The 20,633-nt window shown below is 69.8% G+C and carries 20 protein-coding genes; 6 read left to right on the forward strand and 14 right to left on the reverse strand.

Annotation, left to right across the window (positions count from 1 at the left end):
- Nucleotides 1-19: 19 nt before the first annotated feature.
- A complete protein-coding gene (locus H7F49_RS00475; protein ID WP_185681595.1) occupies nucleotides 20-1,627 on the forward strand; it encodes a hypothetical protein in 1,608 nt (535 codons plus the stop codon).
- Here H7F49_RS00475 and speD read toward each other — a convergent pair.
- The 9 genes from speD to ald form a co-directional block, all read right to left on the reverse strand.
- Complete coding sequence (speD, locus tag H7F49_RS00480; RefSeq protein WP_185681596.1) at nucleotides 1,608-1,991, reverse strand: adenosylmethionine decarboxylase; 384 nt, start codon at nucleotides 1,989-1,991, stop codon at nucleotides 1,608-1,610. The two genes, H7F49_RS00475 and speD, sit on opposite strands and share 20 nt — an antisense overlap.
- Nucleotides 1,991-3,610: a flavin monoamine oxidase family protein gene (locus H7F49_RS00485; protein WP_185681597.1), complete on the reverse strand. Its 1,620-nt coding sequence runs from the start codon at nucleotides 3,608-3,610 to the stop codon at nucleotides 1,991-1,993. The genes speD and H7F49_RS00485 overlap by 1 nt, the downstream gene beginning before the upstream one ends.
- The gene (locus H7F49_RS00490; RefSeq protein WP_185681598.1) at nucleotides 3,600-5,150 is read right to left on the reverse strand and encodes a polyamine aminopropyltransferase; all 1,551 of its coding nucleotides are present in this window, start codon (nucleotides 5,148-5,150) and stop codon (nucleotides 3,600-3,602) included. The genes H7F49_RS00485 and H7F49_RS00490 overlap by 11 nt, the downstream gene beginning before the upstream one ends.
- On the reverse strand, nucleotides 5,143-5,352 hold the full coding sequence (locus H7F49_RS00495; RefSeq protein ID WP_185681599.1) for a DUF350 domain-containing protein: 210 nt from the start codon (nucleotides 5,350-5,352) through the stop codon (nucleotides 5,143-5,145). Before H7F49_RS00495 ends, H7F49_RS00490 begins: the two co-directional genes overlap by 8 nt.
- Nucleotides 5,353-5,377: 25 nt before the next feature.
- Nucleotides 5,378-5,527, reverse strand: a complete 150-nt coding sequence (locus H7F49_RS00500; RefSeq protein ID WP_185681600.1) for a hypothetical protein — start codon at nucleotides 5,525-5,527, stop codon at nucleotides 5,378-5,380.
- A complete protein-coding gene (locus H7F49_RS00505) occupies nucleotides 5,520-6,788 on the reverse strand; it encodes a DUF4178 domain-containing protein (protein ID WP_185681601.1) in 1,269 nt (422 codons plus the stop codon). The genes H7F49_RS00500 and H7F49_RS00505 overlap by 8 nt, the downstream gene beginning before the upstream one ends.
- Nucleotides 6,785-7,447: a DUF4178 domain-containing protein gene (locus H7F49_RS00510; protein ID WP_185681602.1), complete on the reverse strand. Its 663-nt coding sequence runs from the start codon at nucleotides 7,445-7,447 to the stop codon at nucleotides 6,785-6,787. The genes H7F49_RS00505 and H7F49_RS00510 overlap by 4 nt, the downstream gene beginning before the upstream one ends.
- 28 nt (nucleotides 7,448-7,475) lie before the next feature.
- Complete coding sequence (locus tag H7F49_RS00515; protein ID WP_185681603.1) at nucleotides 7,476-8,486, reverse strand: SPFH domain-containing protein; 1,011 nt, start codon at nucleotides 8,484-8,486, stop codon at nucleotides 7,476-7,478.
- Between the two features lie 76 nt (nucleotides 8,487-8,562).
- Nucleotides 8,563-9,678, reverse strand: coding sequence for an alanine dehydrogenase (gene ald / locus H7F49_RS00520; RefSeq protein ID WP_185681604.1), 1,116 nt, complete (start codon nucleotides 9,676-9,678; stop codon nucleotides 8,563-8,565).
- A 141-nt stretch (nucleotides 9,679-9,819) separates the two neighbouring features.
- Between ald and H7F49_RS00525 the strand changes: the two genes are divergently transcribed.
- The 3 genes from H7F49_RS00525 to H7F49_RS00535 are packed head-to-tail and all read left to right on the forward strand — an operon-like array spanning nucleotide 9,820 to nucleotide 12,194.
- Nucleotides 9,820-10,281, forward strand: coding sequence for an Lrp/AsnC family transcriptional regulator (locus tag H7F49_RS00525; protein ID WP_185681605.1), 462 nt, complete (start codon nucleotides 9,820-9,822; stop codon nucleotides 10,279-10,281).
- A 42-nt stretch (nucleotides 10,282-10,323) separates the two neighbouring features.
- Entirely contained in the window at nucleotides 10,324-11,337 is a 1,014-nt protein-coding gene (locus H7F49_RS00530; protein ID WP_185681908.1) for an adenosine deaminase, read from the forward strand.
- 11 nt (nucleotides 11,338-11,348) lie between these two features.
- Nucleotides 11,349-12,194 (forward strand): arylamine N-acetyltransferase family protein, encoded by an 846-nt coding sequence (locus H7F49_RS00535; RefSeq protein WP_185681606.1) that lies wholly within the window; start codon nucleotides 11,349-11,351, stop codon nucleotides 12,192-12,194.
- Between the two features lie 164 nt (nucleotides 12,195-12,358).
- Here H7F49_RS00535 and H7F49_RS00540 read toward each other — a convergent pair whose 3' ends face one another.
- From H7F49_RS00540 to H7F49_RS00555, 4 genes are all read right to left on the reverse strand, one after another.
- Nucleotides 12,359-13,252: a pirin family protein gene (locus H7F49_RS00540; protein ID WP_185681607.1), complete on the reverse strand. Its 894-nt coding sequence runs from the start codon at nucleotides 13,250-13,252 to the stop codon at nucleotides 12,359-12,361.
- A gap of 111 nt (nucleotides 13,253-13,363) precedes the next feature.
- Nucleotides 13,364-14,221 carry a sugar kinase gene (locus H7F49_RS00545; protein ID WP_185681909.1) on the reverse strand — a complete coding sequence of 286 codons (858 nt, stop codon included), beginning with the start codon at nucleotides 14,219-14,221 and terminating at the stop codon, nucleotides 13,364-13,366.
- Nucleotides 14,222-14,271: 50 nt separating this feature from the next.
- Nucleotides 14,272-15,480, reverse strand: a complete 1,209-nt coding sequence (gene manD, locus H7F49_RS00550) for a D-mannonate dehydratase ManD (RefSeq protein ID WP_185681608.1) — start codon at nucleotides 15,478-15,480, stop codon at nucleotides 14,272-14,274.
- A gap of 95 nt (nucleotides 15,481-15,575) precedes the next feature.
- Nucleotides 15,576-17,441, reverse strand: a complete 1,866-nt coding sequence (locus H7F49_RS00555) for a methyl-accepting chemotaxis protein (protein WP_214647585.1) — start codon at nucleotides 17,439-17,441, stop codon at nucleotides 15,576-15,578.
- 283 nt (nucleotides 17,442-17,724) lie between these two features.
- Here H7F49_RS00555 and H7F49_RS00560 point away from each other — a divergent pair, with 283 nt between their 5' ends.
- Nucleotides 17,725-19,359, forward strand: coding sequence for a long-chain-fatty-acid--CoA ligase (locus H7F49_RS00560; protein WP_185681610.1), 1,635 nt, complete (start codon nucleotides 17,725-17,727; stop codon nucleotides 19,357-19,359).
- A 12-nt stretch (nucleotides 19,360-19,371) separates the two neighbouring features.
- Here the strand turns inward: H7F49_RS00560 and H7F49_RS00565 are convergent, their stop codons facing one another.
- Entirely contained in the window at nucleotides 19,372-19,992 is a 621-nt protein-coding gene (locus H7F49_RS00565) for a LysE family translocator (protein ID WP_328806410.1), read from the reverse strand.
- Nucleotides 19,993-20,104: 112 nt separating this feature from the next.
- Between H7F49_RS00565 and H7F49_RS00570 the strand changes: the two genes are divergently transcribed.
- On the forward strand, nucleotides 20,105-20,632 hold the full coding sequence (locus tag H7F49_RS00570; protein WP_185681611.1) for a GNAT family N-acetyltransferase: 528 nt from the start codon (nucleotides 20,105-20,107) through the stop codon (nucleotides 20,630-20,632).
- Nucleotide 20,633: the final 1 nt, after the last annotated feature.

The following is a 20,633-nucleotide window of genomic DNA, read 5'->3' on the forward strand; positions in this document are numbered from 1 at the left end:
CACGCGGGGAGACGGGACGATGCGAAGGACGATCCGCGGGCTGATCCGGGGGGGTGGTCTGGCTCTGGGCCTGGCGGCATCGGTCGTGCAGGCCGATCCTCCGGTCCCGGTCACCCAGACCGAACTGGGCCAGGCGGGCCCGGACCACGCCGGCATGAACCATGCCGACATGCTCGCCCCGAAAGTGCCCGAGATCCTGTCGGGTTACGGGACGGGGGGATTCCCGATCACCACCCGGGTGCCGCAGGCCCAGGCCTTCTTCGACAATGGCATGCAACTGGCCCACGCTTTCGCGCACAAGGCGGCGATCGCGGCCATGGCCGAGGCGGTGCGGCTCGATCCGGCCTGCGCGATGTGCCTGTGGGGCCAGGCCTGGGCCTCGGGTCCGACGATCAATTACGGCAAGTCCGAGGCCGAGCTGGAGCCCTTGGTCGCCATGGTCGACAAGGCCGCCGCGCTGGCGGCCACGGCCGGAACCGACCGCGAGCGCGCCCTGATCCGTGCGCTCGGTCTGCGCTATCGCGACGGGGGCGGTGGCAAGCCGGGGGACCTGGCCTTCGCCAAGGCCATGGCGACCCTGGCCGCCCGCTACCCCGAGGATGACGAGATCGCGATCATGACGGCCGATGCCTGGCTGATGACCGAAGCCGGGAATGCCGAGGACTGGCGGATCAATGCCGAACTGGCCATGCCCCTGCTGGAAGCCGTGCTCAAGCGGCACCCCGACGACACCGGTGCGATCCACTTCTACATCCATGCCACGGAAATCGCCGGGGTGGCAGGCAGGGCCGAACCCTATGCCGACAAGCTGGCGCGCCTGGCCCCGCACGCCAGCCACCTGGTCCACATGCCCAGCCACACCTATTACTGGGTCGGTCGCTACCGCGAGGCCGGGCTGACCAACCTGCGCGCGGTCGAGATCGGGATCGAGAACGCCAGGGCCCTGGGCCTGCCGCCGCCCGATGGGGTCTGGGGCCTGCCCTATCACGCGCACAACGTGACCTATGGCCTGGGCGGCGCGCTCGAGGCGGGGGATGCGACGACCGCGCTGGCGCTGGGCCGCCCGCTGGTTGAACGGGCCCAGACGCGCGAACATGAGGGCGCCTACTCGCAACTGATCGCGGCCAACGGCTACTTTGCCCTGGCGCAGTTCGCCGACCCGGCCGAGGTGCTGGCCCTGCCGCAACCCCGGCTGCCGGTCCTGACGGTCGCCTGGCACTATGCCCGGGGCGAAGCCTTTGCCCGCAAGCGCGATGCGGCCGGGCTGCGCGCTGAGGCGGCGGCGATCCGGGCGCTGGCCGGGGACCTGCCCGATGACGGTTCGCGTGAGGCGCAGCAGTTCACCTTCATTGCCCGCAATGTCCTCGCCGGCCGCGCCGCCATGCTCGACCGCCGCCCGCGCGAGGCCGCCTTCGCGTTTCGCCAGGCGGCCGAGATCCAGGAGAGCAAGGCCTTCTCCAACGTGTCCGATCCTCCCGCCTGGCACTTTCCGGTCCGCCGCGAACTGGCCCGGGCCCTGCTGGCCGCGGGCGATCGCGCCGGGGCACGCGCCGAAGCCCGTGCCGCGCTGGCCTATCGCGTCAAGGACCCGGACACGCTGCAACTGCTCAAGGACATTGGTCCCTGACCGGCTGAAGGCGTGCGATCGCCTCGCGTCGGACCACCCGGGCGCCGAGACCGGTGACAATCGCCTGCAGGCCGGCCTCGGCATCGGCCTGGACGCCGCAGACGAACAGGTCGACCGCCGCCACCCCGGCTTCGGGCCAGGTGTGGATCGAGATGTGCGATTCCGCCAGCATGGCCACTGCGGTCAGGCCCATGCCCGGACCGAAGTGATGAAGGTGCACGCCCACGATCGTGGCCCGCGCCGCGCTGGCGGCGGTGCGCAGCACCTGTTCGACATGGACGGCATCGCCCAGGCCGTGGCCATCCGCCCGGTCCACGATCAGGTCGGCGATCAGGTGCAGGCTGGTACCGGGGGGATGGGCCATCACGCCAGGCTCTCGAACGGGTGGCCGCAATGCGCCAGGGCGGCTTCGGCGGCGATCACCCCGCGATAGTGCGCCTCCTCGAACAGGGACAGCCCCGACAGGTCGGAATGGGCGAACCACACCGGAGCCCGCCCCGCCGCGGCATCGAGACGCGCCGGGTCGGTCAGGAAGCCGGGGGTCGGGCGGACCATGGCGTGGCCCCAGCGCCACACGTCGATCCGTTCGATCGCCCCATCCAGATCGGGGTTCATCGCCAGCAGATCGGCGGCGACCTGACGCTGCCAGGCACCGAGACTGCGGGTCAGCAGCAGCTTGCGCACCTGCGCGGGGTCCTCGCGGCTGAGCGGCAGGTACCAAGTCAGCACGGTCGGTCCGCCCGCCGCACCCGCGCTCTGGTGCGTGGCGACGACGTAGCCCAGGCTCTCGCTGGCGGTGGAGACATTGTCCCAGGCCAGCGGAACGCCCTTGCCCCCCGGTGGGCGGCGCACCGTGACATTGGCCACCACCCAGGGGGAATAGCTGAAGCCGCCGGGCGCGGTGAAGTCCGCCGCCACCCGCCGGGCGACGAAGTGCGGCATGGCCAGCACCGCCGCGCGGGCGCGGATGCGGCGGACCGTGTTGCGCGCATGATCGAGCACGTCTCCCAGCACGCCGGGACCGGCGGGGTCGCGCGTCAGGCGGATCAGCGAATGGCCCGTGCGGAGCTGCCCGGTCAGCCGCTCGGCCATGGCCCTGGCCAGCCGGTCGTTGCCTTCCGGCCAGGTCAGCTCCCGGTCGCCATCGCCGCGTGCGGCCCAGCCGCGCCGCGCGGCGAAGTAATGGATTCCGGCCCAGGCCGAGACCTGTTCGGGCTCGGTCCCGTAATCGTCGCGGCAACAATAGCGCAGATGGGCGCGCAGCGTCGGCGCGGTCAGGCCCTGACGGTCAAGCCACTGGGCGAAGGATTGCGCGTCCAGCGCCCGGAAGCGCGGATCGCTGCTCGACAGGGCCATCGGCAAGGCGAAGGCCGGTCGCCCGTCCTGGCCGACCGCGCTGCGGAAATCGGCCATGGTGGCCTGGAACCGGGTCCACTGCGCCCGGTCGGCGGCAGACAGGCCGCCCTGCGGCACCAGCCCTTCCTGCCACCCGCCGCGCCACAGCAGCCGCTCCTCCAGATCGGCGCAGAGCTGGTAGGGATCATAGAGCGGAGCCCCGTCCTCCTCTCCCACGATCATGCCCAGCCGCTCCAGCATGTGGCGCAGCGCCCGCGCCTCGCGGTTGGGCACCGGCAGGTAATGCGCGCCGAGCGGATAGGCGCTGACAGCATTGCGGCCCGACCGAGCATTGCCGCCGGCGCGGTCCTCCAGTTCGAGCAGCCTGAAGTCGGTCCAGCCGGCCTCGGCCAGGCGCCAGCCGGTGGCGAGCCCGGCCACCCCGCCGCCAGCGATCAGCACGCCCACCTCCTCGACCGGGCCGGTCGCCGCGGGAAGGGTGGCCGCGCGCAGCAGGTGCCCGCGCTGCCAGTCCGCCCCGCCCAGCGTGCCGGGCCATTGCGGCTCGCCACAGCCCTCCAGCAGCGCAGCGGCCGATCCGGCCAGTGCCCCGCCCAGCACCGCGCGCCGGGTGGTCTCAGCCGTCATAGCGGCCCCACTCCTCGGCAAAGCTGCGCACCAGCGCCTGGTTGTCGAGCCGGTTCACAGGGGTCGGCCGGCGGGCCATGTCGGGGGGAAAATCGAACATCGCCCGCTCGCTGGCGGGGGTGAGGAAGCGCAGGCCCGGCGGCAGGGGGGCGGCCGCGGCGATCGGGCCATGGGCCGCCATGGTGAAGCCCCATTCGCCGAAGCTGGGGACATAGGCATGATAGCCTCGCGCCTGCAGCCCGGCCGCTTCCAGGGTGCTGGCCACCGTCCAGAACGAGCGCGGAGCGACCAGAGGCGAGGTGCTCTGCACTGTCATCATCCCCTGCGGCGCGAGCAATCGGGCCACCTCGCGATAGAAGCTTTCGGTGTAGAGCTTGCCGAGCGAGAATTCGGTCGGATCGGGAAAGTCGACCAGGATCGCGTCGTAGCGCCCTTGCTCCGTGCGGACCCAGCGGAAGGCGTCGGCGTTGACCAGGGTCAGCCGCGGCGAGGCGAGGGCGCCGCCGTTGAGCTGGGCGAGCTGCGGGGTGTCGCGGAACAGCCGGGCCATCTCGGGATCGAGATCGACCAGGGTGACATGGCCGACCCGCGCATCGCGCAGCACCTCGCGCGCGGCCAGCCCGTCCCCTCCGCCCAGGATCAGCACGCGGCGGGGCTGCGCCACCCGGGTGAGCACGGGCCAGACCAGGGCCTCGTGATAGCGGTACTCGTCGCGGGTCGAGAACTGCAGGTTGCCGTTGAGATAGAGCCGGAGGTCGGCATTCCGGCGGGTCAGGACGATCCGCTGGTAAGGGGTCGAGCGGGCGTAGATCACCGGTTCGTTGTAGAAGGCGATCTCGCTCCAGCGCTGCAGCCGGTCGGCCATGGCGAGGCCGGCGAGCAGCGAGGCGGCGACCAGCAGCGCGGCGGCAAGATCGGCGCCGACCCGCTCCTGCCGCCGCAGTGCGACCAGCAGGGCGATGGCGACCGCGACATTGGCCAGCCCGAAGACGAACCCGGTGCGGATCATGCCAAGCTGCGGCACCAGCACCAGCGGGAACAGCAGCGAGGCGATCAGCGCGCCGACATAGTCATAGGTCAGGACGTTCGAGACCAGCTCGCGGAAGGCGAAGCGGTGGCGCAGGATGCGGATCAGCAGCGGGATCTCGAGCCCCACGAGCACGCCGATGCTCAGCACCAGGGCATAGAGCGCGATACGGAAATCGCCGACCAGCGGGAACAGCAGGAACAGCCCGGCGGCCGACCAGCCGCCCAGCGCGGCGATCAGGATTTCGACCCGCACGAACACCGCCAGCTCGCGCCGGTGGACATGACGCGACAGCCACGAGCCCACCCCCATGGCGAACAGGTAGGTGCCGATCACGGTGGAGAACTGGGTGACGCTGTCGCCCAGCAGGTAGCTGGCGAGGGTCCCGGCCAGCAGTTCGTAGATCAGCCCGCAGGTGGCGACGACCAGGACCGAGACCAGCAGGATGACCGCAAGCGGGGCGGGGGCCTGCGGGGCACCCGGCTCGCTCGCCGCCGGGGCATGATCATCCATGCACGGCCGCGGCGATGATGTTCGAGATGCCGATGGCCACGGCGCCGGCCAGCAGCGCGACCGCCATGTTCTTGCGCTCGATGATCTCCCGCCACAGCTCGCCCGGGGTCAGGCGGTCGACCAGGACGAAGCTGACGATGAAGATCACGATCCCCAGTGCCGCATAGATCATCGTGGCAAAAAACACGTCGGAGGTGAGCATGGCAGGTCCTTTCAAAGGGCGCGGATCACTTGTGGCGCGGCCCGCCGCCCGCACCCGAGGCGCTGGGGCGGTCGGCATCGTCGCTGTAGAACGAATAGGCGTGGTAAGTGCTGTAGACCGAGCCGATCAGCAGCGCGGCGCACCACAAGGCAAAGACGATCAGGCGGCTAGTCATCCTCGCGGTTCCTCCACCACAGGATCAGGCCGGGCCAGGCCAGCAGGCCCAGCAGCAGGGTGACCCACATGCCCCACGACATGGCGCCGGTGCGGGCGTCTATCTTCACGCTGATCGTTTCGGTGCCGTACCAGGCATCGGGGGTTTGCACCGGATCGCTCGGCCAGCCATGCGCCTCGGCACCGACATAGACATCGTAGGTGCCGCGCGGGACGCGGCTGATCATCGTTTCTGTCCGATGGCTGCCTTCGCTCCATGCCCCGTCCGAATCGGTGCCGGTGTAGTATTCGACCAGCCCGTAGGCGTCGGTCGACTGCTGCGTGGCACGATCGACCAGGCTGTAGTCCAGATCGACCCAGCGGTTGTGGAAGTTATCCGTGTCGGCCGTGATCGTGACGAACTGGTAGGGGCGGGTGACGGTGATCGTGCCGATCCGCTCGGGCTGGGTCCGGCTCCCGACCGGGACCTGGATCCGGCCCGTGACCACGCTGACCGGTCCCGCGAGCAGGACCATGGCGAACAGCGCTACGATCGCGGTGATCGTGGCGAGCCCGAACATCCAGACCAGATCGTCCCGATCGCCCGTCTCCCGCTGCGGCTTGGCCCCGGCCGCGGAGAAGCCTTGCGGCGCGCTGCGGCGCCGCCCCGGCTGTGTCGGGGCGGGGCCGAAAGCCTCGGCGATCAGGGCGCCCGGCAGTGGCACCAGGTGAGTCCAGTTCTCCTCGTCGGCGGTGCACTCCCGCGAGAGCACCTCGTCGCCCCGTTCGAACAGGGTGCACTGGGCGGTGTCCCCGGCCGCCAGGCGCCAGTAGAACTCGCCGGCCACGGCCTGGTTGGTGGTGACGGTCGGATCCGAGACGGCGGCATAGCCTTCGCCGCGCCAGACGATGCGGACCCCGTCGCCTTGCGGCCGGTCGGTCAGAGGCGTGCCGAATTGCCAGTCGCCTTCGAACAGGACCAGCCAGCGGTAGCCGCGATAGGGATTGAACAGCAGGAACTCCTGCCAGCTCGCCTCCCCGTCGGAGCGCAGGGTGGCGCCAACTACGGCCCATTCATCCCCGTACAGCACCCCGCGCGTGCCCAGCGGCAGGGCATAGGCCCGGGCGGCCTCGGCATGCCGCTCGATCAGCACGACCTCGGGCCGCGAGACGTCAAGCAGCGATCCGCAGTGCACGCAAGCCAGGTTCACGCTGAACCCCGCCGCGCGGACCTCGATCGTCCCGCCGCAGGCCGGGCAGGTGATTGCGCGGGCGGCGGTCATTGCAGGTCCTTCGGCAGGGTCCAGCCCGCGATCGCGCGCAGGTTGGTGGCGCGCAGCCCGGCCAGGTCCCAGCTTGCCCCGAACCAGGCCGAAGCGCCGCGCCCGTCGCGCTGGAGCGACAGGACCTCACCCTCGGTCCCGCGGAAATCGATGCTGGCCATGCGCGTGCCGACCTGGGTCGGCAGCGGCAGGTCACCCTCGCTGCCCAGGCATTCGACCTCCTTGATGTCGCTCGCCACCAGCCGCCGGGCGCCAAGCTGGACCGCGAGCCCCGGAGCGATCGGCCCACCGGCGACGAAATCGCGCAATTCGGGCAGATCGAGCCACTGCTGGGCCTCGACCGTCAGCATGTAGAGCCCCGCCGCTTCGCCCAGCCAGCATGGGGTGCCGTCGTCGGCCTGGGCCAGCCACTCGTTCCACGATCCGCCCGACCAGGCCCAGCGCACCCGCCCGACCACGGTCAGCCGCTGGTCCCCGGGGCGCAGCACGGTGCCGAGCTGGATTGGCGAGACATCGAATGGCAGGACCGCGACCTTGCCGACCTCCTCCACCCCCCGCGCATCGTGCAGGATCAGGGTCTGGCAGTAGGGGCAGGTCGCATAGGGCAGGGCGGCGCCGCGCACCGGCACCTCGGCTCCGCACGACGGACAGTTCAGCACGATGTCGCGTTCCCCCCGGCTGACGCGCTCAGCGAATGCGCGCGAGCAGCTCGGCCTTCTTCGCGTCGAATTCCGCCTGGCTCAAGGCCCCGAGCGTGACGAGCTTGTGGAGCTTCTCGATCGTCGCCAGCGGATCCTCCTGCGGCGCCGCCGCCACGGCTGCCGCCGCGGCCCCCGCAGCGGCCGGAGCCTGGCCCAGTCCCTGCGCCATGGCGCCGCCCAGCGCGGTCGCCGCAGCCACCCCCGCGCCGATCCCGGCCACGCCGCCGCCGTCCTGCGCGGCGGCCTGCTCGATCGCCTCGGCCGCCTGGAAGCGCGTGTAATTGCCCAGATCGCCCAGCACCCGCATCGCGCTGGCCTTGTCGAGATGGGCCTGGACCTCGTCAGGCAACGAGATCGATTCGACGAAGAACGACAGGCAGCTCAGGCCCCACTGGGCAAAGGCCTTGTCGACCTCGGCCTTGATCCGGTCGGACAGGGCCTGCTGGTTGGCGGCCAGATCCAGGAAGGCGATGCCGCTGCCACCCAGCGCGGTGGCCATCGCGGTCTGGATCGCGGCGCGCAACTGGGGCTCCAACGTGGTGACCTGGAGGCCTTCCAGCGTGCCGAGCAAGCGGGTGACGAAGGGGGCCACCTCGTTGATGCGGAACGAATAGCTGCCGAAGGCGCGCAGGCGCAGGGCGCCGAACTCGGCGTCGCGCACGGTCACCGGCTGGGCCGTGCCCCACTTCAGACCTTGTTGCTCCTTCAGCGACAGGAACACCACGTCCGACTTGAACGGCGACTGGAAGCCCTTGTCCCAGTTCATCAGGTTGGACAGCAGCGGCAGGTTGGCGGTTTCCAGCGTGTGCTGGCCCGGGCCGAAGTAATCGGCCATCCGCCCCTCATTCATGAACGAAGCGATCTGCCCCTCCCGGACGGTCAACTGGGCGCCGTTCTGGATCTCGCGGTCGGCGAAGGGCACACGCCAGGCCAGCTCGCCGGGCTGCTCGAGCCATTCGATGACATCGACGAACTGCTTGCGAAGAAAATCGAACATCCCTGGTCTCCCTAGCCGCGGCCGAATACTAGCCGCGGCGCAGAAGAGACGCAAAAGGCAAAACGTTCGTTACCGGTCAGGCCGTCAATTCACCGACCGGGGTATATTCGTACCCCAGTTCCCGTGCGACCGCCTCGTAGGCGACCTTGCCGGCATGGACGTTGAGGCCCGCGGCCAGGTGCGGATTGGCGCGCAGCGCCGCATTCCAGCCATGGTCGGCGATCTGCAGCGCATGGGGCAGGGTCACGTTGTTCAGCGCATAGGTGCTGGTCCGGGCGACGGCGCCGGGCATGTTGGCGACGCAGTAGTGCACGATCCCGTCTACCACATAGGTCGGCTCGGCATGGGTCGTCGCATGGCTGGTTTCGAAGCACCCGCCCTGATCGATCGCGACATCGACCAGCACGGCCCCGGCGCGCATCGCCGAAAGCATGTCGCGGGTGACCAGCTTGGGCGCGGCGGCCCCCGGGATCAGCACTGCGCCGACCACCAGATCGGCATCGGCGACCAGATCGGCCACCGCCCCGCGACTGGAGAACACGGTCCGCACGCGGCCCTCGAAATGGTTGTCGAGCCGTTCGAGCACGTCGGCATCGCGATCCAGAATGGTCACGTCCGCGCCCAGGCCCACGGCCATCTGCGCGGCGTTGAACCCGACCACGCCGCCGCCGATCACCACGACCTTGCCCGGCTGCACCCCGGGCACGCCGCCCAGCAGCACACCGCGCCCGCCATGGGCCTTTTCCAGCGCGGTCGCGCCGGCCTGGATCGCCATGCGTCCGGCGACCTGGCTCATCGGCTTGAGCAGGGGGAGGGTGTTGCCCGGGCCGGTCACCGTCTCGTAAGCGATCGCGGTCACTCCGGACTTAACCAGATCGGCGGTCTGCTCCGGATCGGGGGCGAGGTGCAGGTAGGTGTAAAGGATCTGGCCCTGGCGCAACTGGGCCCGCTCGATCGCCTGCGGCTCCTTGACCTTGACGATCATCTCGCAGGTTTCGAACACCGTGGCGGCATCGGGCGCGATCCGCGCCCCGGCGGCGACATAGGCCTCGTCGGCCGCGCCGATGCCCAGACCGGCTCCGGTCTCGACCAGCACCGCATGACCGTGGGCGACCAGTTCGCGGACGCTCTCCGGGGTCAGGCCCACGCGGTATTCGTGATTCTTGATCTCGCGAACGGTTCCGACCAGCATCGCAGGCACTCCTTCCAGCTCGGGAATTATGGTGTCGGGATGATAGTCCGGCAAGGCTGCGGAATTTAACCTAATGTCTTGCCTTGGCGGCAGCATTGCGGGAAGATATCCCGCCAAAGCCGGTATAGTCGGGAAATTCTTATGGATCGGGCCGATCGCGCCATTCTGCAGATCCTCCAGCGGGACTCGGCCCAGTCGATCGCCGAGATTGCGGAGAAGGCGGGAGTCTCGGCTTCGGCCTGCCACCGCCGGATCAAGGCGCTGGAACAGCAGGGCATCATCAGCGGTTATGCCGCCCGGCTCGATCCGCGCAGCCTGGGCCTGGCGCTGGAGGTCTTCGTCGACATCACCCTGACCAGCCAGAGCCGCGAGGCGATGGATCGCTTCGAGGCGGCGGTGCAGCGCTATGATGACATCCTGGAGTGCCACCTGATGTCGGGTTCGGCCGACTATCTGCTGCGCGTCGCCGTGCCCGATCTGGAACAGTACGACCGGATCCACCGCCACTGCCTGGCCGAACTGCCCGGCGTTTCGTCGATGCAGTCCAGCTTTTCGCTGCGCCGGATCAAGCGGATGGACGGCTATCCCATTCCGCGCCCCTGACCGCCCCGTGCCAGCGGGCAGCGAATGCGCTACAAGCGCCCCATGACCAGCCTCGACGACTTTATCGTCCGCCTGCCCAAGGCCGAGCTCCACCTTCATATCGAGGGCACGCTCGAGCCCGAGCTGATGTTCGCCCTGGCCGCCCGCAACGGGGTGACCATTCCCTTCGCCAGCGTCGAAGCGGTGCGCGCGGCCTATCGCTTTTCCAACCTGCAGGACTTCCTCGACATCTATTACGCCGGGGCAAGCGTGCTGGTGACGCGGCAGGATTTCCACGATCTGGCCATGGCCTACTTCACCCGGGCCGCCGCCGACGGGGTGGTCCATGCCGAGATCATGTTCGATCCGCAGACCCACACCGATCGCGGCATCGCCTTTGCCACGGTGATCGAAGGGCTGCTCTCTGCCATGGCCGAGGCGGAGCGCCGGTTCGGCCTGACCAGCCGGCTGATCCTGTGTTTCCTGCGCCACCTGTCGGAAGAGGCCGCCTTCGCCACCCTGGCCATGGCCGAACCCTGGCTCGACCGGATCACCGCGGTCGGGCTCGATTCCAGCGAGCTGGGCCATCCCCCCGCCAAGTTCGCCCGGGTCTTCGCCGCGGCGCGGGCGAAAGGGCTGAAGCTGGTCGCCCACGCCGGCGAGGAGGGACCGCCTGACTATGTCCGCGAGGCGCTCGACATCCTGGGGGTGGACCGGATCGATCACGGCAACCGCGCGCTCGAGGACCCCGCCCTGGTCGCGCGGCTGGCCGCTGGCGGGATGACCCTGACGGTCTGCCCGCTGTCCAACCTCAAGCTCTGCGTCGTGTCCGATCTGGCCGACCATCCGATCGACCGAATGCTGGCGGCCGGGCTCCACGCCACGGTCAATTCCGACGACCCGGCCTACTTCGGGGGCTATATCGCCGACAACTATCGTGCTGTCGCCGCCGCGCGCGGGCTGTCGCGCGCGGATCTGGCCCGGCTGGCGGCCAACAGCCTGACCGGATCGTTCCTCCCCGCCGAGGCGATCGCCGCGCACCTGGCGGCGATTGCGGCGCAGACCGCGGCGGCCTAACGGCAAGGACCATGCTCGACGATTACCTGATCCGCATCGGCCTGGCCCACCGCCCCTCCCCCAGTCCGGAGGGGTTGGCCGAGCTGCAGCGGGCGCACCGCATGGCGATCGGCTTCGAGAACTTCGATGTCCTGCTGGGCCGGCCGATCGCGCTCGATCTCGCCGCGATCTGGGCCAAGCTCGGCAGCGCGCGGGGCGGCTACTGCTTTGAACACAACGCCCTGTTCGGGGCCATGCTGGACGAGCTGGGCCTGCCCAACCGCCCCTTGCTGGCGCGGGTCTGGCTGGGCCTCGATGGCCCGGGCGACCTCGCCGCCGCGCCGGCCCGGACGCACACGCTGCGGCTGGTTCAGGTCGGAACCGAATCCTGGCTGGCCGATGCCGGCTTCGGGGGCAGCTATGTGCCGCCGCTGCCGCTGGTCGACGGGGCGGAGGCCACGACCCCGGATGGTGCCCGCCACCGGCTGGTGCGGCGCGCCGCCCCGGACGATCCGCTGGGCGAATGGCTGATCGAGCGGATGGGCCCGGCCGGGGCGACCGATGGCCGGACCCTGGGCAGCGATGGCTGGGCCGCGCAGTACAGCTTCGGCCTGGCCGCGGTCGCGCCGATTGACCTCGAGCTGGGGAGCTGGTGGGCCAGCTCGCGCCCGGACACCCGCTTCACCCTGGCCTGCCGTGCCTCGATCGTGCTGCCGGATGGCTTCGCCGCGCTTAATGGCACCCGGCTGTCGGTCCATGCCGCCGGCCGCAGCGAGGCCAGGGACCTCACCCGAGCCGAGGATTTCCGCGCCGTGCTCGCAGACCTCTTCCGGATCGCCCTGAGCCCGGACGAGGTGGCGCGGTTGCGGCTGTTCTGAACGGTCCGCCTGGCCAGGACCGGCTCCAGGTGGTGCGGACCCATGGTGCGGCTGGTGTAACGGCTGACATCGGTGGGGAGGGGAGGTTCCTGATCCTCCCCCTCCCCGTACCGGGGAGGAAACAAAGGTCCAATCCCGGGCAAAACCCGCCGTTTCAACGCCCCTCAGGGCAACGGACGGGAGGGCAGGCCCGGGTCGTCCGGCAGGGGAATGAACTCGCCATTGTCGAGATCGGGCAGCTTCATCCGCCCGGCGCGCCAGTCGGCGGCGGCTTCGGCGATGCGCTCCTGTCGCGAGGAGACGAAGTTCCAGTAGAGGAACCGCTCGCCCACTGGTTCGCCGCCCAGCACCATGACCAGGGCCCCGCCGGCCGAACGGATCGCCGCGGCGTTGGCGTCCAGCACCAGCATCTGGCCGGTCTGCCAGTCCCGCCCGTCGAGCGTGATCGCGCCCTGCGCGATGTAGAGCGCCCGCTCGCGGTGGCCGGTGGGAAGCTCCGCCGTGGCCCCGGGCGCCAGGGTCAGGGCGATGTAGAACATCGGCGAAAACACCGGTGCGCCCGCGGTCAGGCCAAAGGCGCTGCCGGCGATGAGCTGGCCGCTCGCCCCGCGCTCGGTCCAGGTCGGCAGCGCGTCGCCGTCCAGGTGGGTGAAGGCCGGATCGCATTCCTCGTCGGCTTCGGGCAGGGCGACCCAGGCCTGGATGCCGTGGAGGTGATCGCCCATGGCCCGGGCCTTCTCGAATCGTTCGCTGTGCGTGATGCCGCGCCCAGCGGTCATCCAGTTGACCTCGCGCGGACGCACCGCGATCTCGGACCCGACGCTGTCGCGGTGCATCATCTCGCCTGTGAACAGGTAGGTCACGGTCGACAGGCCGATATGGGGATGGGGCCGCACGTCCACGCTGCGGTCGACTCCGGCGGCCAGGTCCATCGGCCCCATGTGGTCGAAGAAGACGAAGGGCCCCACCATGCGCCGCTTGGCAAAGGGCAGGACGCGCCCGACCTCCAGCCCGCCGCCCAGGCTGCGCCGCCGCTGTTCGATCACCATCTCGATCATGCCCGCCTCCTGGCCATCACCCGCGCCGGGGCAAGGTGCCCTGTTCCATCGCGGAATACAAACGGGTGGGCGGATCGATCCGCGCCCCGACTGGCCCGACCGTTCGGCGCTTCAGGCCTCGCGCGGGGGAATCGCGCCGCGTCGCATGATCGTCCAGCCCGCCAGGGCATGCCCTTCGGTCGCGGCGAGGGCAGGGGCCGCACCCCGCAGCCGGGCCGCCAGGTAGCCCGCGTTGAACGCATCGCCCGCTCCGCTGGTGTCGATCGGGGCGAGCACCGCCTCGGGCGCGCAGATCGCCCCGTCGGGCAGGCGGCAGCCTGCGGCGCCCAGCTTGACCACGGTCTCGCCGCAGCCCAGCCCCTGCCAGTGCGCGGCGATCGCGGCGGGATCGTCGGGCGCCCCCAGCAGCCCTTCATCCTCACGGGTCGGCAGGCCGATCGTGGCCAGGGCGATCGCCGCGTCGCGGGCGGCGCGGGCGGCAGCCGGATCGGACCACAGCCGCGGGCGATAGTTGCCGTCGAAGGCCACCACGCCCCCGCGCGCACGGACCTGCCGGGCCAGGTCGAACAGCGCCTCGCGCCCCTCTTCGGGCAGGATCGCCAGCGAGATCAGCGAGAAGCCGAGCAGATCGGCCTGCGCGGCCCACCCGCAGGCCGCCTCGATCCCGGGGCAGGCGAACAGGCGGCGGGCCGCGCTCTCGCCGCGCCAGTACGTGAAGCTGCGCTCCCCCGCATCGTCGCAGGTGATCGCGTAAAGCCCCGGGGTGCGGGTGGGGTCGGTCAGGACCAGGCTGGTGTCCAGATCTTCGCTGGCCCAGCGCCGGGTCAGGTCCGCGCTGAACGGGTCGCTGCCCAGCGCGGTCAGATAAGCGGTGGAGATACCGGCGCGCGCCAGATGGATGGCGGTGTTGAGCGTGTCCCCGCCATAGGCCAGGTGCCATCCGTCCCCGGCGTGGGACAGCTCGAGCATGGCCTCCCCGATGAAGACGGCGCGCGGCCCGGCCCGCTCACCGGACATGCTCACCAGTTCCACATGGTGCCGTCCTCGAGGCGAGCGACGGGGAGGTATGCGGGTTTGTAGGGGTACTTGGCGGCGAGGGTCTCGTCGATGTCGACGCCGTGGCCGGGGGTGTCGCCGACGAACAGCTCGCCCTGGTCGAAGTGGTAGTCGTGCGGGAAGACGGCGTCGGTTTCGGGGGTGTGGCGCATGTACTCCTGGATGCCGAAGTTGGGGACCCAGGTGTCGAAGTGCAGCGCGCAGCCCATGGTGACGGGGGACAGGTCGGTGGCGCCGTGGCAGCCGGTGCGGATCTGGTAGAGGCTGGCGAGATCGGCGATGCGGCGCAGGTGGGTGAGGCCACCGGCGCCGACCACGGTGGCGCGGATATAGTCGATCAACTGGTTCTGGATCAGGTCCTTGCAGTCCCAGATGGTGTTGAAGATCTCACCCACGGCGAGCGGCGTGGTGGTGTGCTGGCGGACCAGCTTGAACGCCTCCTGGTTTTCGGCCGGGGTGCAGTCCTCCAGCCAGAACAACTGGAAGGGTTCCAGCTGCTTGCCCAGGTTGGCGGCCTCCTGCGGGGTGTAGCGGTGGTGCCCGTCGTGCAGCAGGTGATGGTCGAAGCCGTAGGTCTTGCGCAGCTCCTCGAACAGCTTGGGGACATAGTTCAGCGCCTTGCGCGTGTCCCACCCGGTGACCGAGGGCAGGGCCGCATCGGCCGGCTCGTAGTAGAGCTTGCCGCGGCCAACCCCATAGGCGTCCTTGATCCCCGGCACCCCGGTCTGGGCCCGGATCGCCTTGTAGCCCAGGTCGATGTAGTGCCCCACCGCCTCGACCGTCTCGGCGATGTCGCTGCCGTTGGCATGGCCATAGACCATCACCCCGTCGCGGCTGCGCCCGCCCAGCAACTGGTAGACCGGCATCCCGGCCATCTTGCCCTTGATGTCCCACAGCGCCATGTCGACCGCCGCGATCGCCCGCATCGTCACCGGTCCGCGCCGCCAGTAGGCCCCCCGGTACAGGTACTGCCAGATGTCCTCGATCCGACCCGGGTCCATCCCCACCAGGCACGGCACCACGTGATCCTCAAGATAGGACACCACCGCCTTCTCGCGGCCGTTCAGCGTCGCATCCCCGATCCCGTACACCCCCTGGTCCGTCTCCACCTTCAGGGTCACGAAATTGCGACCGGGACACGTCACGATCACGCGGGCTGAGGTGATTTTCATGGGCAGGACTCGGCTGACTGGTTACTCCGCCTGCGACTGGCCCAGCCGTTTCGGTCTGTCAAGTTTTTGTGAATTGGTAAAACCAAAAAGGGCATTCAAAACTCTGCCCAGTCGGAGTCGCCGGCCGGAGCCGGGGCCAAGGCCAGGGCCCCATCGAAGCGCGGCGCCGGGGCCGCCACGGCGGGGCGCGGAGCTGCCATGCGGGCCACGGGCGCTGGCCGCTGCCGCTCGCTCCGCGACGGCTCTCCGCCGGCGGCCGAGAAGCGCGCAACCAGCCCGGCCATGCGATCGGCCTCCTGCGCCAGAGAGCGGGCCGCCGCGGTGGTTTCCTCGACCATTGCGGCGTTCTGCTGGGTGACCCGGTCCATGTCCGAGACCGAACCGTTGACCTGTTCGAGATTGGTTGCCTGCTGCTGGGCGGCCACCGAAATCTCGCCGATCTGCTCGTTGATCCCGGCGATCCGCTGGACCATGCGGGTGAGCAGTGCCCCGGTCTCGGCGACCAGCGTGACGCCTTCGCTGACGCGCCCGGTCGACTTGCCGATCAGGGCGCTGATTTCGTGGGCGGCGTCGCTCGATCGCTGGGCCAGGGCGCGCACCTCGTTCGCGACCACGGCAAAACCCTTGCCGGCATCACCGGCCCGCGCCGCCTCGACCCCGGCGTTGAGCGCCAGCAGGTTGGTCTGGAAGGCGATGCCTTCGATCACCGAGATGATCTGGTTGATCTCGCGCGAGGAGGACTCGATCTCGCTCATCGCCGCGACGGTGCGTTGCACGGTCTCGCCGCCTGCGGTCACCTCGCTGTGCGTGCTGCGCATCGTTTCGCGCACCTCGGCGGTCTTTTGCGCGGTGTCGGCGATGCTCAGGGTGACCTGGCGCATGGCGGCTGCGGTTTCCTCGACACTGCCGGCCTGGCGCTCGTTGCGGCTGGCGAGGTCGTCCGATGCCGACAGGATCTCGGAGGCCCCGTTGCTGACCCCCCGGGCCGAGGTCGACACGTCGCGGATCAGTTCGCCGAGCCGCGCGACCGTGGTGTTGAAGGCCTGGCGCAACGGCTCGTAGTCGCTGGCGAAGGGCTGGTGGATCGCGGAATCGAGCCGGCCATCGGCCAGTTCGCCCAGCGCGCCGCTGAGCGCATCGACCACGGTGCGCTGGGCTCCGGCATCGGCGACCTGCCGCGCGGCCGAGGCGCGGAACACCTCGATCGCACGGGTCATGGCGCCGATCTCGTCGCCGCGGTGCAGCTCGGTCCGGCCGGCCTCCAGATCGCCATTGGCCATCCGCGTCATCGTCTCGGCGGTCTCTCCCAGCGGTGCCAGGACATGGCGGCGCAACAGGCGCTGGGTCCAGACCATCTGTGCGGTCAGGCCGAGCGCCAGGACCAGCAGCCCCCACATCGACCAGGTGCTGATGGCTCCGCTCGATTCTTGCAGCGCCGCGTTGTGCGCATTGGCGGCGCTGACCACCGCATCGATTTCCTTGCGGTGTTCGGCGTAGATATCTTCCAGCGCATCGTGCGCCATGTTGATCCGCTCGGGATCGCCGGTCCGTCCGGCCGGGATCAGGCCGTCATGCACCTGCTTCCAGAAGCGCTGCCCCAGCGGGACGAGCCGCTGGTCGATCTGGGCGCGGAGTGCGGGATCGAGCGTCGAATCGCGCCAGAACTTGAGCCGTTCATGGTAGCCGGTTTCGAGCTTGCCCAGTTCCTGCTCGCGTTCGGCAATTCCCTCCGGGTCCGATGCGATCAGGGTCGATTGCAGCATCGGCTCGACCAGATAGAGCGTGGGAGGCAGGACGTCGGCGATGAACTCGCTGGTCACCCGGTTCTGCTGATCCAGGTTTCCGCCCAGCCTCACCTGGCTCAGCGCCAGGGCGGTCAGGGTGACCGCGATCGCGAACGTGGCGAACAGCAGGATACCGAGCTTGCGCGCTCCCGCGCTGATCGAACCGGTGGTGTTCATGGTCAGGCCCCGTATCATGCTTTGTTCTTGACGCGGGCCCTCCCTGCACCTCTAACTGTAGTATGGAATGAAACGGTGCTGCGCGTTTGAAGCGATACAATCCGTAACATTATCGAAACAGTATCACACCGTCGCCGTGCCATGACTGGGGCCATCGCATCGCACGGCGGGTCCCGGCACAAGGCCGGTTGCTGCGCCTTCCGTGCGGGACTAGACAGACAACACGGACCGCCGGAAGCGCGGCCAACCGGGAGCGGACGATGGCTGAAGGGAGACCCGCCTGATGCTGGGCTTGATGCAGGACTGGCCGCTGACGGTCGACCGGATCATCGATCACGCCGCGCGCGTGCATGGCGGGCGCGAGGTGGTGACCCGGCGCCTCGACGGCCAGGTCTACCGCACCGACTACCGCACCATCGAGGCGCGTTCGCGGCGGCTGTCGGCTGCCCTCCTTGCCCTCGGCATCGCCCCGGGTGACCGCGTCGCGACCCTCGCCTGGAACAGCGAGCGTCATGTCGAATGCTGGTTCGGGGCGATGGGCATCGGTGCGGTCCTGCACACGCTGAACCCCCGGCTCCACCCGGACCAGATCGCCTGGATCGCCCGGGACGCGGGCAGCCGGGTGCTAGTGCTCGACACGACCTTCGTTCCCCTGGTGGAAAAGGTGCGCGACCAGCTGCCTTTCGAACATTACGTGATCATCGCCGATTCCGGCGCGATGCCGGACAATGCCCTGGGTGCGCTGTGCTATGAGGACTGGCTGGCTGCGGCATCCGGCCCCGTGACCTGGGGCGGGTTCGACGAGCGATCGGCCTGCGGGCTGTGCTACACCTCGGGCACGACCGGCAATCCGAAGGGCGTGCTCTATTCGCACCGGTCCAACGTGCTGCACGGCATGATGGGCATGGCCAGCGGCGGGATCGGGGTCGGCGCCGAGGATGTGGTGATGCCGGTCGTGCCGATGTTCCACGCCAATGCCTGGGGGCTGGTCTTCTCCTGCCCGGCGGCCGGAGCCAAGATCGTCATGCCGGGCTGCCAGCTTGACGGCGCCTCGGTCTACCAGCTGCTCGAGAGCGAGCGGGTGACCCTGACCGCCGCCGTGCCGACCGTGTGGCTGGCCCTGCTGCAGTACCTGCGCGAGCACCGGCTCAAGCTGCCCTGGCTGCGCCGGGTGGTGATCGGCGGGGCTGCCCTGCCCGAGGCGATCCTGCGCGGGTTCGAGGACGAGTACGGGGTTGAGGTCATCCACGCCTGGGGGATGACCGAAACCTCGCCGATCGGCACGATCTGCACCCTGCCGGTGCCACTGCTCGACGCCGATCGCGAAACCCGCATCGCCTATCGCCTCAAGCAGGGCCGCCCCCCCTTCGGAGTGGAGCTCAAGCTGGCCGACGATGCCGGGACAACCCTGCCGTGGGATGGCAAGACGCCGGGCCGCCTGATGGCTCGTGGTCTGGCTGTGGCCGGTGCCTATCTCAACGGCGCGGGTGGGAACATCCTCGATGAGGAGGGCTTCTTCGACACCGGCGATGTTGCCACGATCGACGAGCATGGCACCATGCAGATTACCGATCGCGCCAAGGACGTGATCAAGTCGGGCGGGGAATGGATCAGCTCGATCGACATCGAGAACATCGCCCTGCTGCACCCCGGCGTGGCCAATGCCGCGGCGATCGGCGTGCCCCATCCCAAGTGGGACGAGCGGCCGGTGCTGGTGGTCGAACGGCGGCCGGGCAGCGAGGTGAGCGCGGACGATCTGCGTGAACTGCTCGATGGCCGCATCGCCAAGTGGTGGATGCCCGATGATTACCTGTTCGTCGACAGCATCCCGCTGGGGGCGACCGGCAAGATCAACAAGCTGCTGTTGCGCGAACAGGTGCGGGCGCAGATGAACGCGCCCGCCGCCGCGGCGGAGTGATCCGCCGGGACCTCAGCCGCGGGTCTGGCCGAGGTCCCCGGCGAGGAACGAGAACGCGACGCCGAGCATGACCACGGCGAACAGGCGCCGGACGGTGCGGGTGCGGCGTGGGTCGCCCAGCCAGTCGTGCGCCCGGGCTCCGGCGGCAACGACGACCAGATGGATCAGGGTGGCGATCGCCACGCTGACCAGCGCCAGCACGATCGCGCTGCGCAGGTCGAGCCGGGCCCCCCGGGTGAACTCGGGCGCGACGACCAGGAAGAAGATATAGGCCTTGGGGTTGAGCAGGTTGATCAGGGCTCCGGTGGCGAAGGCCCGCCGCGGGCCCTGGGCCGGGGCGGCCGGTTCCTGCCCGGCGGCGCTGCCGCGCCAGGCCTCGATCGCCAGCCAGACCATCATCGCGGCCCCGGCATAGCGCAGCGCGTTCCACAACTGGGGCGCCGTTTCGAGCAGCGCGGCAAGCCCCAGTGCGGCCAGGATCCCGTTGGCCAGCAGACCCAGCCCGACACCGGCCACGGCCGCACGCCCGGCGCGCGGACCCTCGGTCGCAGCAAGTCCGGCGAGCCAGGCCATGTTGGGCCCGGGAGTCAGCTCGATGAGCAGCACCGCCAGGGCAAAACCGAGAATGTCCACGCGATCGACCTGTCCTGCGCCCGCCTTGTTCGCATCCCCGTTGCACCCAAACGGGACGCGGGGCTAGAGCCTGTCCCCGACCAAAGCGCGTCGGAAGCGGCGGGAGGTGGACATGGCCTTGACGATCAGACCCGCCCAGCCCGGGGACTCCGCCGCGATCGCGGCGATCTATGCCGTCCACGTGCTGACCGGAACCGCCACGTTCGACACCGTTCCCCGCACCCCGGCCGAGATCACCACCAGGATCGCCGAGTGCCGGTCACGCGGGTGGCCGTTCCTGGTTGCCGAAGACGCGGGCCAGCCGGTCGGCTATGCCTATGCCACCCAGTTGCGCGATCGCCCGGCCTATGCCGCGACCTGCGAGGATTCGATCTATGTCGCCGCCGACCGGACCGGCCAGGGCATCGGCAGCCGCCTGCTGGCGGCCCTCTGCGGGGCGGCGGAGGAGGCTGGGTTTCGCCAGATGATCGCGGTGATCGGTGGCGGCGAGCCGGCCTCGGTCGCGCTGCACGGCCGTCTCGGTTTCCGGCATGTGGGGCGGCTTCACGCCGTGGGGCACAAGTTCGGGCGGTGGCTGGACACGGTCTACATGCAGCGCGCGCTGGGTGAGGGCAATCCGCTGCCGCCGGGGCCTGCCTGAG

It is taken from the genome of Novosphingobium aerophilum, assembly GCF_014230305.1.
GTDB classification, from domain to species: domain Bacteria; phylum Pseudomonadota; class Alphaproteobacteria; order Sphingomonadales; family Sphingomonadaceae; genus Novosphingobium; species Novosphingobium aerophilum.

Coding starts and splice junctions, on each gene's coding strand:
- H7F49_RS00475 (WP_185681595.1), top strand. CDS start 20: ATGCGAAGGACGATCCGCGGGCTGATCCGGGGGGGTGGTCTGGCTCTG.
- speD (WP_185681596.1), bottom strand. CDS start 1,991: ATGGCCCATCCCCCCGGTACCAGCCTGCACCTGATCGCCGACCTGATC.
- H7F49_RS00485 (WP_185681597.1), bottom strand. CDS start 3,610: ATGACGGCTGAGACCACCCGGCGCGCGGTGCTGGGCGGGGCACTGGCC.
- H7F49_RS00490 (WP_185681598.1), bottom strand. CDS start 5,150: ATGGATGATCATGCCCCGGCGGCGAGCGAGCCGGGTGCCCCGCAGGCC.
- H7F49_RS00495 (WP_185681599.1), bottom strand. CDS start 5,352: ATGCTCACCTCCGACGTGTTTTTTGCCACGATGATCTATGCGGCACTG.
- H7F49_RS00500 (WP_185681600.1), bottom strand. CDS start 5,527: ATGACTAGCCGCCTGATCGTCTTTGCCTTGTGGTGCGCCGCGCTGCTG.
- H7F49_RS00505 (WP_185681601.1), bottom strand. CDS start 6,788: ATGACCGCCGCCCGCGCAATCACCTGCCCGGCCTGCGGCGGGACGATC.
- H7F49_RS00515 (WP_185681603.1), bottom strand. CDS start 8,486: ATGTTCGATTTTCTTCGCAAGCAGTTCGTCGATGTCATCGAATGGCTC.
- ald (WP_185681604.1), bottom strand. CDS start 9,678: ATGCTGGTCGGAACCGTTCGCGAGATCAAGAATCACGAATACCGCGTG.
- H7F49_RS00525 (WP_185681605.1), top strand. CDS start 9,820: ATGGATCGGGCCGATCGCGCCATTCTGCAGATCCTCCAGCGGGACTCG.
- H7F49_RS00530 (WP_185681908.1), top strand. CDS start 10,324: ATGACCAGCCTCGACGACTTTATCGTCCGCCTGCCCAAGGCCGAGCTC.
- H7F49_RS00535 (WP_185681606.1), top strand. CDS start 11,349: ATGCTCGACGATTACCTGATCCGCATCGGCCTGGCCCACCGCCCCTCC.
- H7F49_RS00540 (WP_185681607.1), bottom strand. CDS start 13,252: ATGATCGAGATGGTGATCGAACAGCGGCGGCGCAGCCTGGGCGGCGGG.
- H7F49_RS00545 (WP_185681909.1), bottom strand. CDS start 14,221: ATGCTCGAGCTGTCCCACGCCGGGGACGGATGGCACCTGGCCTATGGC.
- manD (WP_185681608.1), bottom strand. CDS start 15,480: ATGAAAATCACCTCAGCCCGCGTGATCGTGACGTGTCCCGGTCGCAAT.
- H7F49_RS00555 (WP_214647585.1), bottom strand. CDS start 17,441: ATGAACACCACCGGTTCGATCAGCGCGGGAGCGCGCAAGCTCGGTATC.
- H7F49_RS00560 (WP_185681610.1), top strand. CDS start 17,725: ATGCTGGGCTTGATGCAGGACTGGCCGCTGACGGTCGACCGGATCATC.
- H7F49_RS00570 (WP_185681611.1), top strand. CDS start 20,105: ATGGCCTTGACGATCAGACCCGCCCAGCCCGGGGACTCCGCCGCGATC.